We start from the raw sequence: 18005 nt of genomic DNA on the forward strand, positions 1-18005 counted from the left end.
TTTTTATCGCTCCTTGACGTAGGGCACCCCGCCGGCCTTCGGCGGAATGGCCTTGCCGATGAAGCCTGCGAGCAGGATCACGGTCAGGATATAGGGCAGCGCCTGCATGAACTGTACCGGCACCTTGCCGATCAGCGGGAAGGCATAGCCCTGGTAGCGGATGGCGAAGGCATCCAGAAAACCGAAGAGCAAGCAGGCGAAGAGGATGCTCTTCGGCCGCCACTTGGCGAAGATGAGGGCGGCAAGCGCGATATAGCCCTTGCCCGCCGTCATGCCCTTGGTGAAGCCGGCATTGGCGGAAAGCGAGAGATAGGCCCCGGCGATGCCGCACAGGATGCCGCAGCAGATGACGGCACGGTAGCGCAGCCAGATCACCGAGATACCGGCCGTATCGACCGCACCCGGGTTTTCGCCGACAGCGCGAAGGCGAAGGCCGAAGCGCGTGCGGTAAAGGATCCACCAGCTGGCCGGCACCATCAGGAAGGCGAAATAGGTCAGCGGCGAATGGCCGGAAAGCAGGCCCGAATAGATCTGCCCGAGGACCGGCACGTCGCGCACCGCATCCGCGAAGGGCAGCGTGATCCGCCCGAAGCGCCCGTCCTCCGTCAAAGCCGGCGTACGCCCGCCCTGGCGGAACCAGGCTTCGCCGAGGATGACTGTGGAGCCGGCGACGACGAAATTGATCGCGACGCCCGAGACGATCTGGCTGCCGCGCTGGGTGATCGAGGCATAGCCATGGACCAGCGAGAGCAGCACGGAGACGAGCACGGCGGCAAGAAGCCCCATCGTCACGGACTGCGTGATGTAGGCAACGGAGCCCGCCGCGAAGGCGGCGCCCAGCATCTTGCCTTCGAGGCCGATGTCGAAGATGCCCGCCCGTTCGGTGAAAAGACCGGCAAGCGCGGCAAGGATCAGTGGCGTGGAGACGCGGACGGTCGACTGGGCCAGCTCGATGAAGACCTGAAAGAAGTCCATGGCTCAGGCTCCCTTGGTGGCGGCGACATCGCGGGTCTTCGGCGAGAACCCGAGGACGATGCGCGTGATGGCGGGACGGAACATGTGCTCGAGCGCGCCGGCGAAGAGGATGACGAGACCCTGGATGATGACGATCATGTCGCGCGAGATGGAGGGCATCTCGAAGGAGATTTCCGCCCCGCCCTGGTAGAGCATGCCGAAGAGCAGCGCGGCGGGAATGATGCCTGCCGGATGGGACCGGCCCATCAGCGCCACCGCGATGCCGACGAAGCCCGCGCCCTGCACGAAGTCGAGCTGCATGCGGAACTGCTCGCCCATGATCGGGTTCAGTGCCATCATGCCAGCAAGCCCGCCCGAGATCATCATGGTGATGACGATGATCTTCGCCTCCTTGATGCCGGCATAGCGCGCAGCGGCGGGGCTGTGGCCCATCGTGCGCATCTCGTAGCCGAGCTTCGTGCGCCAGATCAGCACCCAGACGCCGAAAGCCGCAAGAAGCGCCAGCAGGAAGGAAATGTTGAACGGCGCCGTGCCGACGGAAAGGCCGAAGATCGACATCAGCCAGTCGAGCTTGGGCAGCTGGCCGCCGGCATCGAAGGTGCGGGTTTCCAGCGACATCGAGCCGAGCGGCTTGAACACCTTGTTGAGCAGGTAGTTCATCAGGCTGGCGGCGATGAAATTGAACATGATCGTCGTGATGACGATATGGCTGCCGCGCTTGGCCAGCAGCCAGCCGGGGATCAGCGCCCAGAGCGCGCCGAAGAAGGCGGCGCCGAGGATGGCGATCGGGAAGACGAGATACCAGGGCAGCGTCTGGTCGAAGGACAGGCAGGCGAGCGCCACACCGATGCCGCCGATATAGGCCTGCCCTTCGCCGCCGATGTTGAACAGGCCGCAATGGAAGGCGACGGCCACGGCAAGGCCGGTGAAGATGAAGGTCGTGGTATAATAGAGTGTGAAGCCGATATATTCGCCGCGGCCGAAGGCGCCATTGATCATGTGGTAGGCGGCTTCCAGCGGGCTTTCGCCGACGATGAGAACGACGAGACCGGAAATCAGGAAGGCGACGGCGAGGTTGACGAGCGGGATCAGGCCATATTCGGCCCAGGCCGGCAGTTTCGCATGGGGAACACTCATTCCGCGGCCTCCTTCCGGCCTTCCACCCCGGCCATCAGCAGGCCAAGCTCTCCTTCGGTGGCATCCGGCGTACGCTCGCCGACGACACGACCGGCGAACATGACCAGGATACGGTCGGACAAGGCACGGATCTCGTCGAGCTCGACCGAGACGAGCAGCACCGCCTTGCCTTGGTCGCGCATCTCGATGATACGCTTGTGAATGAACTCGATGGCCCCGACATCGACGCCGCGCGTCGGCTGGCCGATGACCAGCACGTCCGGTCCGCGCTCCATCTCGCGCGCCAGCACGATCTTCTGCTGGTTACCACCGGAGAAATTGGCAGTCTTCAGCCGCGGGTTCGGCGGGCGGATGTCGTAGGCGGCAATCTTCTCCTCCGCATCGGCGCGGATGGCGTCGATGTCGAGCAGCATGCCCTTCCGGTATTTCGGATCGTCGTGATAGCCGAGGATGGCGTTTTCACTTTCCTCGAACTTCAGGACCAGGCCGACATGGTGCCGGTCTTCAGGCACATGGGCGAGACCGCGCTTGCGCAGGTCTGCCGGGTCGGCATGGCCGGTGACGTCGATGGGGCTGCCCTTGAGCAGCACGGTGCCAGATTTGGCGCGGCGGATGCCGGAGATCGCCTCCAGCAGTTCCGACTGGCCGTTGCCGGCAACACCGGCGATACCGACGATCTCGCCGGCGCGGATGTCGAAGGAGACGTCATCGACCATCGTCACGCCCCGGCTGTCGCACACGGTGAGGTTCTTCACCGAAAGCTTGACGTCGGCAGGCTTCGCCTCGCCCTTTTCGACGCGCAGCAGCACGCGGCGGCCGACCATCAGCTCGGCCAGCTCCTCCACCGAGGTATCCTTCGTCATGCGTGTCGCCACCATCTCGCCGCGGCGCATGACGGAGACCTCGTCGGTGATCGCCATGATCTCGCGCAGCTTGTGCGTGATGAGCAGCACCGTCTTGCCCTCGGCCTTCAGCTGCTCGAGGATGCGGAAGAGGTGATCGGCTTCCGCCGGTGTCAGAACGCCCGTCGGCTCGTCGAGGATGAGGATGTCGGCCCTGCGGTAGAGCGCTTTGAGGATTTCCACGCGCTGCTGGATACCGACGGGCAACTCCTCGATGACGGCATCCGGATCGACCTCCAGCGCATATTCCTTTTCCAGCCGCTTCAGCTCGGCACGGGCCTTGGTGATGCCGGCATTGAGGATCTGGCTCTCTTCCGCGCCGAGCATGATGTTTTCCAGCACGGTGAAATTCTCGACCAGCATGAAATGCTGGTGCACCATGCCGATGCCGGCGGCGATCGCCGCATTCGGGTCACGGATACTGACCTTGCGGCCACCGACCAGGATGTCGCCATGGTCGGCCTGGTAGAAGCCGTAGAGGATCGACATGAGGGTGGATTTTCCGGCACCGTTTTCACCGATAATGCCGTGAATGGTACCCTTGCGGACCTTCAGGTTGATGTTCCGGTTGGCGTGGACGAGGCCGAAGCTCTTGTCGATGCCCTGCAGTTCGATTGCCAATTCGCTCATGACGATCCACTCTTACGGGGATTTGAGGCCAACGGGCCTTTCGGCCGATCGGTCTTAGTCTTGTTGCTTCCGCCGTGCTTGTCCAGCCTGATTGCGGGTTGATGCGGCCCTCGCTATAGCTCGTGCCGCCGGCAGCGAGCGACGAGGACCGCCCCATGACACCGCCTGAGATCACGCCCGACCTTCCCGAAGATGACCGCATCGCCCGCCTGGAAGAGCATATCGCCCACCAGGCGAAAACGATCGAGGAGCTTTCCGACCAGCTCGCCGAACAATGGCGCGTGATCGAACAGCTGCGGTCGAAGCTCGACCGGCTGACGGAGCGGTTCCTCGTGCTGGAAGAGGGCTCTCTCGATGCCCCGGCCATCACCCGCCCGCCGCATTATTGAGATCCAGGACGGGGAGACGGAATCGGCCCGTCCGCCTTCCGGCAAACGGGCCGTCACTGCCGCTTAGTAGGGGCAGGTCTCGTCCGACATGTAGTCGTGCGGCTTCACCGTACCGGCGATGATATCGGCGCGCGCCTTGTCGACGGCAGCCTTCATTTCGGGGGTGATGAGCGGCGCATTGTTCTCGTCCATGGCGACGTCGACGCCATTTTCCTTGAGGCCGAGCACGTTGACGCCAGGCTTGAACGTGTCGTTCTTGGCGGTGATGAAGGCGTCATAGACGGCCACGTCCACACGCTTGACCATCGAGGTCAGAACCTTGCCCGGATGCAGGCCGTTCTGGTTGGAATCGACGCCGATGCCGAGCTTGCCGGCATCGACTGCCGCCTGGAGAACGCCCACGCCCGTGCCGCCGGCCGCATGGTAGACCACGTCGGAGCCCTGGTCGAACTGGGACTTGGCGATTTCACCGCCCTTGACCGGGTCGTTCCAGGCATCCGGCGTCGTGCCCGTATAGGCTTCAAGCACCTTCATGTCCGGGCCGAGCGACTTGGCACCGCCGATGTAACCGCAGGCAAACTTGTGGATGAGCGGGATATCCATGCCGCCGACGAACGAGACGGTCTTCGTCTTGGACGCCATGCCGGCGAGGATGCCGGCGAGCCAGCCGCCTTCCTCTTCCTTGAAGACGACCGAGCGGACGTTCGGCTTGTCCACGACCATGTCGATGATGGCGAACTTGGTGTCCGGATATTCGGCAGCGACCTTCTCGAGCTGGGCCGCCCAGGAGAAGCCTGCCATGACGATCGGGTTGTTGCCGTCGCTGGCGAAGCGGCGGAGCGCCTGCTCACGCTGCGCGTCGTTGGCGATTTCGAAGTCGCGATATTCGATGCCGGTCTCGGCCTTGAACTTTTCCGCGCCGTTATAGGCTGCCTCGTTGAACGACTTGTCGAACTTGCCGCCGAGGTCGTAGATGATCGCCGGCTTGATGTCCGCGGCAAGCGCGCTTGCCGACATGGCGGCCGTGGCAAGAAGAGTGAGAAGGGTTTTTTTCATTGTGCAGCCCTGTTCGCTATTGATCTTATAGGGACCTTCCGCGTGGGCGCCCGAAAGGCGCGCAACGGAGCCACCGACCCGTTCCCTTGGGTCAGGCTGGCGGCATCCTTGCATGGCTCAAGGAAAAATTCACCAGAAATTTTTCAACTGGTAAAAAATAGAAGCCGCCACGAAAGTCTTTTCGCAGCGGCTCGCATGCTTCTGAAAATTTTACGAAATCAGCCGATGGCGCAGGAGACGCCCGTGCCCCGCAGGCCGCAATAGCCGCCCGGATTCTTGGCAAGATATTGCTGGTGTACATCCTCGGCAAAGTAGAACGGCCCTGCCTCGGCGATCTCCGTGGTGATCTTGTCCGTGCGCCCGGCCGCGATCAGCACCGCCTGGTAGAGGTCGCGTGCGCGGCGCGCGATCGCAAGGTCCGCCGGGTCGTCGAGATAGATCGCCGAGCGATAGGTCGTGCCGATATCGTTGCCCTGCCGCATGCCCTGCGTCGGGTCATGGGCTTCGAAGAACGCCTTCAGCAGCGTCTCGAGGCTCACCACGGCCGGATCATAGACCACCCGCACGACCTCGGTATGGCCGGTCAGGCCCGTCGTCGTCTCGTGATAGGTCGGGTTGGGCGTGAGACCGCCGGAATAGCCTGCCGCCGTCACATGGACGCCCGGGATCTTCCACAGCAGCCGCTCGGCACCCCAGAAGCACCCCATGCCAAGCAGCACGGTCTTGAAACCATCGGGATAAGGCCCCTTCAGCGGACGCCCGCTCACGAAGTGGGTCTCGGATGTGGGAATGGGCTCGGCGCGCCCGGGCAGAGCTGCGCCGGGGGCGGGCATGACGGTCTTCTTGTTGAACATGTCGATCAGGAACATTTTTGGCCTCCTGGCCGGTTGGGCGATTCCAGCAACGGTGCCCGGCGACCTGCCTGGCGAGAGTTGCGTGAAAAGGCATCTTTCAGGCGGTAAAGCGACCCGCGACGGGCGGACGCCGGTAGGCGATCAGCCAGAAGAACAGCGAGACGGCGAGCAGGACGGCAAAGGCCGGCTGCGAGAGCACCCACATGGCCGCCGGATCCCAGACATAAGGATGGAGGTTGCGCATGATGCCGTCGGCAACGAGTGCAATCGTGTCCGGGCTTGCCGTGCTCCAGGCCACGGCGAGTGGCGTCAACACCGGCTCGGAGGCCGAAACCGACTGGATCGCATCGATCGTGCCCGCCATGACGGCGACGACCAGCGCGAGAAGGCTGATGGCCTTCAGGATGAACCGTATCATCGCACACCCTCCATGTACCGCCTGCGCAAGCCTAAATCCGCTCCGCTTCCTTCGTGCCTATAGATAGGAAGACGGCCGGCATTTCGCAATCCTTCGCCCGAAGCCGAACATCCTTCAAAAATCTGTCAGAAAGCGGTTGATCCCGCCGCAAACCTCGGTATATATCGCGCCGTCCCGCCGAAATGGAAACAGGAAAGCGGTCCGCGCCGGATTGACCATCGGCTGCGAGCGGACGGACAGGTGGCCGAGTGGTTGAAGGCGCACGCCTGGAACGCGTGTATAGGGGAAACTCTATCGAGGGTTCGAATCCCTCTCTGTCCGCCATTTTCTCAAATCGCCTCCTCATGCTAGATTTCCGTTCATCTGGTGCCCGGCGCCTTTCGTCGTCGGATCATTGCAAACGCTGCCTGCGTATTCGGGCGCAATGCCTGGCACGCCCTTGAAGACTTTTGCCGAACCCGGGGTTCGACAACACCCCCTCACGAAGAGGCGCCACAGCAACGCTGCAGTTTTCGAACTGGCCAGCCTTGGCAGAAATGGTTTAACGGCTTCCACCTGCGGGCAAAATGCTGAGTATCCGCTCGATCCTGTTTCGCTGTACTGGCTCTGAGATAGCCGGAAAACTTCAACTTATCGCTTCCTCAGAAAATTTATCCCACAAGTCAACATCTGTTCTTCGACAAGAAACCAGCCATTTCACCCGACCGAGCAAGGGTTTGATTGGCCGGCGCATTTGTCGAGCGTATTGATTTCAAAATTTCCATCCTGAGTGGAACCATTGTCGACCTACAACAGTTTACCGAAGAACAACCGGTGATGGTGGGGTCCGGCATGCACGATATTGTTGTTCGGGTCTTCAGCAGGAATGGCCATGAGCTTCTCGCCATGATTCCTCTAAACAGCATGGCCTTCGTTCGTCAGGACGGCATTCCCGGCTCGGACAGTGAAATCATAGCGGGCGCCATGCTGTTGCTTCGCGACCAGAGGCGGTTTTCAGATACGGAGATCGAGTCCTTTCGCTACCGGGTGGAGCACCCGCGACGCCCTGACGTCTCGGCCTTCAACGCTGACGGCGCCTAGCTTCGTTTGACATCTGAATTTCCGGACATCCAGGACCATTGATGGCGGGGCGCAAGACGTCACGCGACGCGTTTTGAACCTGCCGACCTCGACCCGCGCCACACGGTGCTGCACGCAGGCGTTCTGGGTGGATTCGGCATGCCCATCTGACGGCCGCTCCTTGGCACGCGCCCCGCTTCAGGAGCCGATCCTTGCCAGTGCGATCGGCATCGCATGAAACGCGCCGTTTCCCATTCGCTCTCCTGCACGTCCCCGGCGCGGCCTTTGCAAGCACCGCCAAGATTTTAGATTGAATTTTCCACGAACCCCATCCATCACGAAAAGTTTTCATGGGATTTCTGGATATATCGAAAGAGCCGCCCTACAATCCTTTGAATCAATAGAAAGGTTGCATAGATCGCTCCGCACAATCTTCAAAAATGAGCGGTCAGATATACCACAAACCGGGAAAAGCTCGTTGGTCGTTACGATAGAAAAACTAAAGGTTGCATATTTTCCGGTGCCGAAGGCTGCGAATACCTCGATGAAGCATCTGCTTCACGGCATCAAGACTGGGAAGAGATTTACAACGACTACGGATCAGGCAACCGGCGCTGTCCGCCACATCCACAGGGAGTACAGAACGCCGAAATTTTCGTCCATCAAATCCGAGGATTATCGCGGGTTCTTCAAAATCGCGATCGTCCGGGACCCGGTCGAAAGAGTGGTTTCCGCCTGGCGGAACAGGGTCATGCATCACAAGGAGCTGGAAGATGGAAGTACAGCGGAAAAAATCCATCATGTCGGCCTCCCCCAAAAGCCGACACTGCCGCAGTTTGTCGAGTGCCTGGAAGAATACCGGGGAGTGAACAAGTCCATTGCCGTTCATACGGCACCGCTTGTTGATTTTCTGGGCCCGTCCCGAAATTACTACGACTTGATCTTCGACATTTCCGAATCCCGCCAGATCGAAGTTTTCTTCTCGACCCTCACCGGTGAAGACAGGAAGCTGCCGGTCAAGCAGATTGGCGGGCCACCGGCGAACCGGGATCAACTGCCTGACGAACTCGTTCAAAAACTGGAAGGCATCTACAAGGACGACTACCGGCTTTTTGGAGATGTTTTCGGCAGGCAGACCGATCTGCAGCTGATCGCCAAGCGCGCCAAAAGGCACAAGGCTTCCCTGAATGGTTTTCTTGCCCGCCTGAAATCAAGGCTGCTGAAATAGAAACACACACCGGGTGGGCCGCTTGCTTCATGCGAGAACACCCGAGATGCGGTCCACACATACTCTCCTTGCCGACGCCCGCCGGGGCATTGTTTTCCGGTCAGGAGAGCCAGGATGGCAGGCGAGGCGGCACGCGGGCGGTCAGAGCCGCCTCGATACAGTCGGAAAGATTGCCGAAGCGAACGGTGCGGCCGGAAAGGCCCGGGCCGTAATGGGCGTACTTGCCGGAATTGGTGAGAAGTGTGCGGGTCCTCGGCGGGAAGACCGGCTCAGAGATCGAGCACCAGCAGAGGTCGGGCAGGACCTGGGCGCCGCTTTCCCTTAGCCGGGCAACAATCGGGCCGGCTTCCGCCATGACATCACAGCCGGCGGTGACGATCACGGCGACGTCCGCGTGGCAGCTGCGGCCGGCAAGGGCATCGGCAAGGGCCTGGCATTCCGAGAGCGAGGCATGCGGGCTGCCGATGGCGACGAGCTCGACCTCGGCTGGCCCCTCGTTGAACATCGTCCAGACCTCGGCCATCTCGGCGCGGGTGATCGTCACGAAGTCGGCGGCAAGCGATGCCGCACCGTGCGCTTCGGGCGTGACACCCTCGATATGCAGCATGGGGGCGGCGGAGGTGGTGCCGAAGGCGGCGCAGAGGGCCTTGAGATCGTCCCGCGTCGGCTTTGCGGCGGCAAGGCCGCGCAGGAGCGGGATGCGGTCGGGCGCGGCACGGCCGGCGAGATAGCCGATGAGCGGCCAGAAGGCATCGTCGATCCCATCGGGCAGATCGACATCGACAATCCGCCTGGGTTTGCGGTGTTCGTCGAGATAGACGCCGGACAGCGGCGCGCGGCCGGTGAGCGCGATGCAGAGGTCGAGGAAATCGGGGTGCTTTGCCGTGCGGGCGCCGAGCACGGTGTTGGCGAAGATCACCGCATTGGATTCGGCCCAGGCGATGGCTTCGCCGGCCTTCGGCGCGCTGTCGAGCAGGTAGGGCGAACAGGTAAAGGTTGGGCGACAGCCCATGCGGACATAGGCATCGGCGAGGCGAGCGGCAGGGTCGCCGAAGGACGGCGGCACGCCCTGGGCCTGCCAGTTGGCACGGTCGACGGAGATGGCGTTCATCGTGGTCGGCACGCGGACCGTCGCACCCATCTCGGCCATCTTTTCCGCAAAGGTAAGATTGGCGGGGCTGGCATAGATGCAGCCGTCGATATGGCCCTGCACGACATCGACGAGTTTCAGGGCACCCTGCTGGGCCGCCATGGCGGTGGTGATGCGCATGGCGAGCGCAACGGCGATGCCGTCGCGGCCCTCAAGCATGGCGCGATCGTCTTCCGTAAGGTCGAGCGCGGCGGTGGCGGGCGGAGCGACGGGGATGGTGAGACCGTCGGCCTCGATCATGGTTTCACCGATCCGGGCGCTCTTGGCACGACAGAGTGCCTCAAAGGCCGCTGGGGAGAGGCGCAGGACCGGCAGGGATTTGCCGAACATTTCCGCAGCGATCAGCGCGCCAAGGGTCAGAACGTCCTCCGCCTCGCTGAAGACGAGGGCTGCGGGGGCACGGCCTGTGAGGGCGAGATCGAGCAGCACGCCGGAGCCGGTGCACGAGCCGCGGCTCGACGGCATCATCAGGATGCCGCCGGTGATCGTCACGCCATGCAGCGGGTGGTGCACGTCGATGACGCTTCCGGTGGCGGGATCGACACCGCCCCAGAAGCTCAAGGCCTCGCCGGTTGCGATGACCGGACCGGAGGCGGTGCCGGAAAGGATGCTGCGGGCAGAAAGGTCGGCCATGGGACGGTTCCTCTATTGCTGGGGCTACTCCATCAAAGCGACGATGCAGCGCTACCGGAAACCCGGAGAATGCAGCCTGCCCGCGCCCCGAGGAGCGCGGGCGTGGCCTAGAAGCGCTGCGGCGAAAAGGACACGATGTCGATCGCCGGCGGATGGCCGGCCACGAGATCGGCGACGAGCCGCGCCGTGCCGGCGGACTGGGTGAGACCGAGATGGCCGTGGCCGAAGGCATAGACGACATTGGGGGTGGCGCGGGCGCGGCCGATGGCGGGCAGGCTGTCGGGCAGCGAAGGGCGGAAACCCATCCACTGCACGCCGCCCGCCGGCTTCAGGCCGGGCAGGAAGGCTTTTGCCTTCTCCAGCATCGCCTCGGACCTGCGGAAATTCGGCGGCAACTTCAGCCCGCCGAGCTCCACCGCACCCCCGACGCGGATGCCGGTCGATAGCCGGGTAACGACAAAGCCATGGCCACCGAAGGTGACCTGTGTCTTGAGGTCGAAGGCGTCGGCTGGCAGGGTCGTGTTGTAGCCGCGTTCGGTTTCGAGCGGGATGGCTTCGCCAAGCGTACGGGCGACCTGGTGCGAGAAGGCGCCGGCCGCGAGCACGACCTTTTCCACCCGGCGCGTGCGGCCGTCCGTCGTCGTGATCTCGACACCGCCTTCGACGGGCCTGAGGCCGGACACCTCGGCCCGCTCGATCCTGCCGCCCCTGGCACAAAAATGATCGGCAAGCGCCAGCGTATAGAGCTTCGGGTCGGCGATGGAATACCAGCCGGGCGTGAAGGTGCCGTGCGTGAAGCGCGGTGCGAGGCCGGGTTGGATCGCGGCCATCTCGGCCGCGTTCATGTGGCGGAACTCGATGCCGTGCGCCTCGCGCGCCTTCCAGCCGGGCAGCGATGCATTGAGTTCGGCCTGGCTTTCATAGACTTGGAGGTTGCCCTCCTTGCGCAGCATGGGAAGCGTGCCGGTCTCGGCGAGGAAGGGTTCCAGCTCGGCCCTCGAAAGGTCCATCAGCGCAGTCTGCGCGGTCGTGGAATGGGCGACGCGGCCTGCCGAGCAGGCGCGCCAGAAGCGGAACATCCAGGGCGCGATCTGCAGCGCGTAGGACGGCGGCACGCTGAGCGGCCCGAGCGGGTCGAGCAGCCATTTCGGCGCTTTCTTCAGGATGCCGGGCGAGGCCAGCGGCAGGATGTCGGTGAAGGCGAAGGCGCCGGCATTGCCCGCAGAGGCGCCGGCGGCGGGGGCTTCACGCTCGATGACGGTAACGGCAAGGCCACGGGCCTGGGCGGCAATCGCCGCGGAAAGGCCGACCACGCCGGCGCCGATGACGACGACGCCGGGTTCGATTCCAATCTGCATCATGGCCTCAGTGCGTCGCGGCGAGGAAGGTCTTGAGGTCGGCATCCTTCGGGGCGCCGAACAGCTCTTCCGGCGGCGCGATTTCGGCCATCACACCCTTGTGGAAGAAGGCGACGCGATCGGAGACCTCGCGGGCGAACTTCATTTCGTGCGTGACGCAGATCATCGTCATGCCCTCGGAGGCGAGCATGCGCAGCGTGTCGAGCACTTCGCCGACGAGCTGCGGGTCGAGTGCCGAGGTCACCTCGTCGAACAGCATGTAGGCCGGCGACATGGCAAGCGCGCGGGCGATCGCCATGCGCTGCTGCTGGCCGCCCGACATGCGGCTCGGATAGACCTTCAGCTTGTCGCCGAGGCCGACATGGGTGAGCTGCTTGACGGCCATGGCCTCGGCCTCGGCCTTGGACTGGCCGAGCACCTTGACCGGCGCCAGCATGACGTTTTCGAGCACGGTGAGGTGCGGGAAGGCGTTGAACTGCTGGAAGACGATGCCCAGCTTGCGGCGCAGCTTGTTGAGATCCGTGCCCTTGGCATGCACGTCCGTGCCGTCGACGACGATGCGGCCGCCGTCGATGGTCTCAAGGCCGTTGATGCAGGTGAGCAGCGTGGATTTTCCCGAGCCCGAGCCGCCGATGATGGTCAGGACCTCGCCCTTCTGGACGGTCAGGTTGATCCCCTTCAGGACTTCCAGCGAGCCGAAGGATTTGCGGACGTTTTCGATCTCAATCATTGGACCACCGTCTTTCGAGATAACCGCCGAGCCGGGCGATGGGGAAGCTGATGATGAAGTAGATGGCGCCGCAGATGAGCAAGATGAACAGCGGCTCCTGCAGGCGCGTGACGAGGATCTGCGAGGCGCGCAGAAGCTCGATGAGGCCGAGCCAGAGCACGAGGGCCGAATCCTTCATGACGCCGAGCGTCAGGCCGATCCAGGCGGGCAGCGAGACGCGGGTGGCGAGCGGGGCGACGATGTAGCGCATGTCCTGCCACCAGGTCATGCCGAGCGACCGCGCCGCGCGGCGCGTGGTGGCCGGTACGGAGGAAATGCCGCCGCGCACGATCTCGGTGCAATAGGCCGCCGTATAGAGCGACAGCACAACGCAGGAGGTGGTGAAGGGCGCCCAGCCGAGCTTCATGATCGATTGCAGCGCATTGCCGAGCACGAGCTGGATGAGCAGCGGAACGGAACGGAAGATATCGAGCACGAAGGTGAGCGGCATCGACCAATAGGGACCGGCCTGGTTGCGGATGACGCCGCACAGGATGCCGAGAACCGTGCCGGCAAGGACGGAGACGGCGGTGACGGCAAGCGTCATGGCCGCGCCCTTGGCGAGGAAGCCGAGATCAGCGAGGGTGAGAGCGGTGTCGAACATGGTGTTTCCCCCTCTCAGTAGCGGAACATGCGCGCGGCAGCGAGGCGTGCTGCCAGCGTCACAGCCTTGGCGATCAGGTAGTAGATGACCGCGGCAAGGGCGAAGAATTCGAATGTGCGGAAGGAGACCGCGTTCAGCGCCTGGGTGATGCCGGCCAGATCCGTGTTCATGCCGACGGTGACGCCGAGCGAGGTCATCAGGATCGCCCAGACCATCTGGTTTGTGGCGGGCAGGAAAGCGATGCGCAGCATCTGCGGCATGACGATATAGCGGAAGGCCTGCAGCGGCGTCATGCCGAGCGAGCGGCCGGCGCGGGTCTGCGTCTCCGGGATCGCCTTCAGGGCGCCGCGGAAGTTTTCCGCGAGATAACCGGCATTGTTGAAGGCGATGCCGACGAGCAGCGCCGTATAGGGGCTGAGGTGGATGCCGAAGCTGCCGAGGCCGAAATGCGCCATGTAGATCTGGAAGAGGGCTGGCGTGTTGCGCGCGATCTCGACCCAGGCCGTGGCGAAGCCGCTGAGAATGCGATTGCCGGACAGCCGGAAGAGCGTCAGTGCCAAAGCGACCACGAGGCCGATGGCCATGGAGAGAAGCGCGATCTGAAGCGTGACCAGCGCGCCGTCCAGCATCTGGGGCAACGCCTTCAGCGCCTGGTTCCAATGGAAAGTGTAACTGAACATTGCCGTCTCACCCTTCGGAAACGATGAACGGCGCGGGACGCATGTCCCGCGCCGCCAGGGAAGCGGCAGATTAGCGATAAACGCCGTTCACGGACAGGTCCGGCACGTCGCCGCCGACCCACTTTTCGTAGAGTTCGTTGTAGCGGCCGGTGCGAACCTGCTGGTTGACGAAGAGGTTCAGGTAATTGATCAGGCCATATTCTTCGCGGTTGGTGAAGAGCGCGACATAGTCGATGTCATAGGGCGCCTTGCCGACGACGGAGATGCCGGCGAACTTGCCGCTCTTGACGTTGGACTGGGCGACCGTCGAGGTGGAGACCGTGGCGTCGATCTGGCCCTGGCTCAGTGCCAGGAAGACGTCGGCCTGGGTCTGGTACGGGCGGAATTCACCGGCGCCCCATTCCTTGACCGACTTTTCGAGCGCGATGGCCTCGAACGTGCCGGCGGTAGCGCCGACCGTTTTGCCCTTCATGTCCTCGAAGGACTTGACGCCCGACTTGTCATTGGCCGTGACGGCCATTTCGAAGGCGAAGTAGGGGATCGACATGCCGACAGTCTTGGCGCGCTCCAGCGTGTCGGAGGTCGAGGCGACGCCGACGTCGACGCGGCCGGACATCAGGGCCGGGATGCGCTCCGGGAAGGGCGTTTCAACGATCTCGGCGGTGACACCGAGGGCCTTGGCCAGATCGTTGCAATAGTCGACGTCGAAACCGATCGGGTTGTTGCTCTCGTCGCGCGCGCCCATCGGCGGGAAGTCGAGAACGACGGCGCAGCGCAGCGTGCCGGACGAGATGATGTCGTCCAGCTTGTCGGCCTTGGCCGGGCTGGTCAGAGCGGTGGCGGCCACGAGGCCGAAGGCGAGGACCGAGGTCTTCTTCATAACTCTCTCCCTGGGTTGGTCTGTCGATTCACGCGGCGAAGGTCCGTCCTGCGCCAGAACTGTAAACCGCCACTAAAATACAACTAATATACAAAAAGTATATACCCGGAAGGAGAAAATATGCGGGCCGGGCTTCCCTCACGGAAAACCCGGCCCACAGGACGCATACGCTATTGAATCAGTTGATAAAATCTTCCGGCAGAAGACCTTCCGGCATGTTCTGGTAGGAGACCGGGCGCAGGAATCGGCGGATTGCCATCGTGCCGACGCTGGTGGCACCGAAATTCGTGGAGGCCGGATACGGGCCGCCATGCACCATGGAATCCACCACCTCGACGCCCGTCGGGAAGCCGTTGACGAGCACGCGACCAGCCTTGCGCTCGAGCGCCGGGCGCAGGCGCTTTGCGTCTGCAAGATCGCCGTCATCCATGTGGATGGTCGCCGTCAGCTGGCCTTCGAAATTGCGGGCGAGCTTTTCCATCTCGTCGACCGAAGAGACGCGCACGACGAGGCCGAGCGGACCGAAGACTTCTTCCGACAGAGCATGGTCGGCGAGGAACTGTTCGCCCGAGATTTCGAAGAGGTTCGGCAGCACCGTGCGGCCGGTGGATGCGGTCGTCAACAGCGGCTTGACGGTGTTGCGGCTTTCAAAGCGCGCCTGACCGTCCTGATAGGCCTTGGCGATGCCGTCGGTCAGCATGGTCTGCGGAGCGACCTTGCCGAGGGCCTCCACGGCGGCTGCCGTGAAGCGATCGGCATCTGCGCCGTCCTGGACGATGGCAATGCCCGGATTGGTGCAAAACTGGCCGGCGCCCATGGTGAGCGAACCCGCCCACCCCTGGCCGAGGCCTTCCGCCCGGGCCTTCATGGCCTCCGGGAGCAGGAACATCGGGTTGACCGAGCCGAGTTCACCGAAGAACGGGATCGGCTCCGGGCGCGCGGCGCACAGGTTAAAGAGGGCGCGGCCGCCGGCGAGCGAACCGGTGAAGCCGACAGCCTTGATCAGCGGATGCTGTACCAGAGCCTCGCCGACCTGGCGGTTGCCGCCCTGGATGAGCGAGAAGACGCCCGGATGCACACCGGTCTTGCGGATGGCGGCCTCAATCGCCTCGGCGATGATCTCGCCCGTACCCGGATGGGCGGAATGCCCCTTGACGACAACGGGGCAACCGGCGGCCAGCGCGGCCGCCGTGTCGCCGCCGGCCGTGGAGAAGGCGAGCGGGAAGTTGGAGGCACCGAAGACGGCAACCGGGCCGATCGGCCGCTGGATCAGGCGGATCTCCGGGCGCGGCGCCGGCTGGCGATCGGGAAGAGCCGCATCGAAGCGGCGGTCGAGATAGTCGCCCTTCTCGATATGGTCGGCGAAGAGGCGGAGCTGGCCGGTGGTGCGGCCGCGCTCGCCCTGAAGGCGGGCGACCGGCAGGCCGGTTTCCTGCGTGCCGATCTCGGTGATGGCCTCTGCACGCGCCTCGATCTCGTCGGCGATGGCGCGCAGGAACGCGGCCCGCTCGGCGCGCGAGGAGTAGCCGTAGCTGAGGAAGGCCACTTCCGCGGCTTCCGCGGCCTTGTTCACCAGCTCCACCGTGCCGACGGCGAAATCATGCGCCGGGCCATGGGCGGGCGAGGAGGTGAAGGCGCCGTTTCCGTCAAGCCATTGCCCGGCGACGAGATGTTTACCGTTGGGGGTGAAAGCCATTAGACGTACCTTTCTCACGGGAAGAGGGATTCGCCCCCGACATAGACTCTTGCGGGGTGAATTGCACTTGTCGAAATCTTGTATACTCTATGTATGCAAATGATCAATCGCCAACCTGACCCGGTCGGCAAAAGTGGAAGAGACCAGAGATGACGCAGACCTCCACCCTGACGATTGCCGCCCTTCACGAACGGGTAGAAGCGATCTTCCGCAAGGCCGGCCTCAACGCCGTGCAGGCCGGCGCGCTTGCCCGCGTCATCGTCGCCGGGGAGCGGGATGCCTGCAAGTCGCACGGCATCTACCGGATCGAGGGTGCACTGCGCACCGTCAAGGCCGGCAAGGTGAAGCCGGACGCCGTGCCGGTGCTGGACGCCAACGAGGGCTCGGCGATCGTCAAGGTCAATGCCAGCGGCGGCTTCGCCAACCCGGCCTTCGAACTCGGCGTGCCGGTACTTGCCGAGCGCGCCCGCAAGCTCGGGATTGCCGCGCTCGTCATCAACGACTGCACGCATTTCTCCGCCCTCTGGCCGGAGGTCGAGGCTGTCACCAATGAAGGGCTTGCTGGCCTCGTCATGTGCCCGAGCTATGCCACCGTCGCGCCTACCGGCGGCAACAAGCCGCTGCTCGGCACCAATCCCTTCGCCTTCGGCTGGCCGCGCAAGGGCGATGCGCCCTATGTCTTCGACTTCGCCACCTCGGTCGCCGCCCGCGGCGAGATCGAGCTGCACCGCCGCGCCGGCAAACAGCTGCCCGAAGGCTGGGCGATCGACGCAGACGGCAACCCGACCACCGATCCGGAAGCCGCGCTCGCCGGCGCCATGCTGCCCTTCGGCGGCCACAAGGGGTCGGCCATCGGCACGATGATCGAACTGCTCGCCGGCATCATGATTGGCGACCTCACGAGCCCTGAGGTTCTCGACTATCTCGGTACCACGACGCTTGCTCCCTTCCACGGCGAGCTGATCATCGCCATGTCGCCGGAAGCCTTCTCCGCCGGTCGCCCTGGCGATCCCTTCGCCCGCGCCGAAGTGCTGTTCGAGGCCATCGTCGGCCAGGGTGCCCGCCTGCCCTCGCAGCGCCGCTTCGTGGCGCGCAGGACGTCCGAAACGGACGGCGTCACGCTCACGGCTGCCGAACTGGAACAGCTCGACCGCCTGCTGGAAAAGGGCCTCGACGCCATCGCATAAGGGGTTCAGCCCCGCCGCCGCGGCAAGACATTGCCGCGGCTTCAGCCCTTCTGCAGGGCGAGATGGGCACCGAGGCCGATGAGGATCGTCCCGCCTGCCCGGCGCACCAGCGCCTGCACCCCGCTCGACCGCTTCAGCCGCGCCAGGATGACATCAGCCAGGAGCACGGTGACGATATCGGCGAAGGTGAAGATGAGGTTCACCATCGTTCCGAGAATGGCAAGCTGTACCCAGACCGGCAGGCTGGCGCCGCTGTCGACGAACTGCGGCAGGAAGGCGAGGAAGAAGATCGCCGTCTTGGGATTGGGGTCCGGACTCACTAGCCGCCTTAATGCATAGCACCGGACGTTTTGGCGACGAGAGGCAGGCTTTTGCTGGCTGCGCGACACCGCAGGCAAGT

18 protein-coding genes and 1 tRNA gene are annotated in these 18005 nt (G+C 63.7%); 5 read left to right on the forward strand and 14 right to left on the reverse strand.

Annotation, left to right across the window (positions count from 1 at the left end; genetic code table 11):
* Positions 1-3: 3 nt before the first annotated feature.
* Genes EXZ48_RS20850 through EXZ48_RS20860 form a run of 3 tightly spaced genes read right to left on the reverse strand, consistent with a single transcriptional unit; the run spans position 4 to position 3644 of the window.
* Positions 4-975: an ABC transporter permease gene (locus EXZ48_RS20850; protein ID WP_023515046.1), complete on the reverse strand. Its 972-nt coding sequence runs from the start codon at positions 973-975 to the stop codon at positions 4-6.
* Between the two features lie 3 nt (positions 976-978).
* Positions 979-2112: an ABC transporter permease gene (locus EXZ48_RS20855; protein WP_130518010.1), complete on the reverse strand. Its 1134-nt coding sequence runs from the start codon at positions 2110-2112 to the stop codon at positions 979-981.
* Positions 2109-3644 (reverse strand): ABC transporter ATP-binding protein, encoded by a 1536-nt coding sequence (locus EXZ48_RS20860; protein ID WP_130518012.1) that lies wholly within the window; start codon positions 3642-3644, stop codon positions 2109-2111. Before EXZ48_RS20860 ends, EXZ48_RS20855 begins: the two co-directional genes overlap by 4 nt.
* Positions 3645-3799: 155 nt before the next feature.
* Here EXZ48_RS20860 and EXZ48_RS20865 point away from each other — a divergent pair, with 155 nt between their 5' ends.
* Complete coding sequence (locus tag EXZ48_RS20865) at positions 3800-4033, forward strand: SlyX family protein (RefSeq protein WP_023516381.1); 234 nt, start codon at positions 3800-3802, stop codon at positions 4031-4033.
* Between the two features lie 63 nt (positions 4034-4096).
* On the opposite strand, the gene EXZ48_RS20870 is transcribed toward EXZ48_RS20865, so the two are convergent.
* From EXZ48_RS20870 to EXZ48_RS20880, 3 genes are all read right to left on the reverse strand, one after another.
* Positions 4097-5089, reverse strand: coding sequence for a BMP family protein (locus EXZ48_RS20870; RefSeq protein WP_023516382.1), 993 nt, complete (start codon positions 5087-5089; stop codon positions 4097-4099).
* Positions 5090-5307: 218 nt separating this feature from the next.
* Entirely contained in the window at positions 5308-5958 is a 651-nt protein-coding gene (gene msrA / locus EXZ48_RS20875) for a peptide-methionine (S)-S-oxide reductase MsrA (protein ID WP_130518014.1), read from the reverse strand.
* Between the two features lie 82 nt (positions 5959-6040).
* Entirely contained in the window at positions 6041-6361 is a 321-nt protein-coding gene (locus EXZ48_RS20880; protein WP_023516384.1) for a hypothetical protein, read from the reverse strand.
* A 234-nt stretch (positions 6362-6595) separates the two neighbouring features.
* On the opposite strand from EXZ48_RS20880, the gene EXZ48_RS20885 reads away from it, so the two are divergent.
* From EXZ48_RS20885 to EXZ48_RS20895, 3 genes are all read left to right on the forward strand, one after another.
* Positions 6596-6685, forward strand: a tRNA-Ser gene (locus EXZ48_RS20885).
* Positions 6686-7081: 396 nt separating this feature from the next.
* Positions 7082-7441 (forward strand): hypothetical protein, encoded by a 360-nt coding sequence (locus EXZ48_RS20890; protein WP_130518016.1) that lies wholly within the window; start codon positions 7082-7084, stop codon positions 7439-7441.
* Between the two features lie 457 nt (positions 7442-7898).
* Entirely contained in the window at positions 7899-8648 is a 750-nt protein-coding gene (locus tag EXZ48_RS20895; RefSeq protein WP_165909381.1) for a sulfotransferase family 2 domain-containing protein, read from the forward strand.
* A gap of 100 nt (positions 8649-8748) precedes the next feature.
* On the opposite strand, the gene EXZ48_RS20900 is transcribed toward EXZ48_RS20895, so the two are convergent.
* From EXZ48_RS20900 to EXZ48_RS20930, 7 genes are all read right to left on the reverse strand, one after another.
* The gene (locus EXZ48_RS20900) at positions 8749-10431 is read right to left on the reverse strand and encodes an aconitase X (protein ID WP_130518020.1); all 1683 of its coding nucleotides are present in this window, start codon (positions 10429-10431) and stop codon (positions 8749-8751) included.
* 107 nt (positions 10432-10538) lie between these two features.
* Positions 10539-11789, reverse strand: a complete 1251-nt coding sequence (locus EXZ48_RS20905) for an FAD-binding oxidoreductase (protein ID WP_130518030.1) — start codon at positions 11787-11789, stop codon at positions 10539-10541.
* 7 nt (positions 11790-11796) lie between these two features.
* The gene (locus tag EXZ48_RS20910; protein WP_023514921.1) at positions 11797-12519 is read right to left on the reverse strand and encodes an amino acid ABC transporter ATP-binding protein; all 723 of its coding nucleotides are present in this window, start codon (positions 12517-12519) and stop codon (positions 11797-11799) included.
* Positions 12512-13162: an amino acid ABC transporter permease gene (locus EXZ48_RS20915; RefSeq protein WP_023514922.1), complete on the reverse strand. Its 651-nt coding sequence runs from the start codon at positions 13160-13162 to the stop codon at positions 12512-12514. Before EXZ48_RS20915 ends, EXZ48_RS20910 begins: the two co-directional genes overlap by 8 nt.
* Before the next feature lie 14 nt (positions 13163-13176).
* Positions 13177-13842 (reverse strand): amino acid ABC transporter permease, encoded by a 666-nt coding sequence (locus EXZ48_RS20920; RefSeq protein WP_023514923.1) that lies wholly within the window; start codon positions 13840-13842, stop codon positions 13177-13179.
* 70 nt (positions 13843-13912) lie between these two features.
* Positions 13913-14722 carry a transporter substrate-binding domain-containing protein gene (locus EXZ48_RS20925; RefSeq protein ID WP_023514924.1) on the reverse strand — a complete coding sequence of 270 codons (810 nt, stop codon included), beginning with the start codon at positions 14720-14722 and terminating at the stop codon, positions 13913-13915.
* Positions 14723-14900: 178 nt separating this feature from the next.
* Complete coding sequence (locus tag EXZ48_RS20930) at positions 14901-16418, reverse strand: aldehyde dehydrogenase (NADP(+)) (RefSeq protein WP_130518022.1); 1518 nt, start codon at positions 16416-16418, stop codon at positions 14901-14903.
* Positions 16419-16567: 149 nt separating this feature from the next.
* Between EXZ48_RS20930 and EXZ48_RS20935 the strand changes: the two genes are divergently transcribed.
* On the forward strand, positions 16568-17605 hold the full coding sequence (locus EXZ48_RS20935; protein WP_023514926.1) for an Ldh family oxidoreductase: 1038 nt from the start codon (positions 16568-16570) through the stop codon (positions 17603-17605).
* A 41-nt stretch (positions 17606-17646) separates the two neighbouring features.
* On the opposite strand, the gene EXZ48_RS20940 is transcribed toward EXZ48_RS20935, so the two are convergent.
* Positions 17647-17925: a hypothetical protein gene (locus EXZ48_RS20940; RefSeq protein WP_207900457.1), complete on the reverse strand. Its 279-nt coding sequence runs from the start codon at positions 17923-17925 to the stop codon at positions 17647-17649.
* Between the last annotated feature and the right edge of the window lie 80 nt (positions 17926-18005).

The sequence above is a fragment of the Shinella sp. JR1-6 genome, from assembly GCF_004284735.1.
Classification (GTDB): domain Bacteria; phylum Pseudomonadota; class Alphaproteobacteria; order Rhizobiales; family Rhizobiaceae; genus Shinella.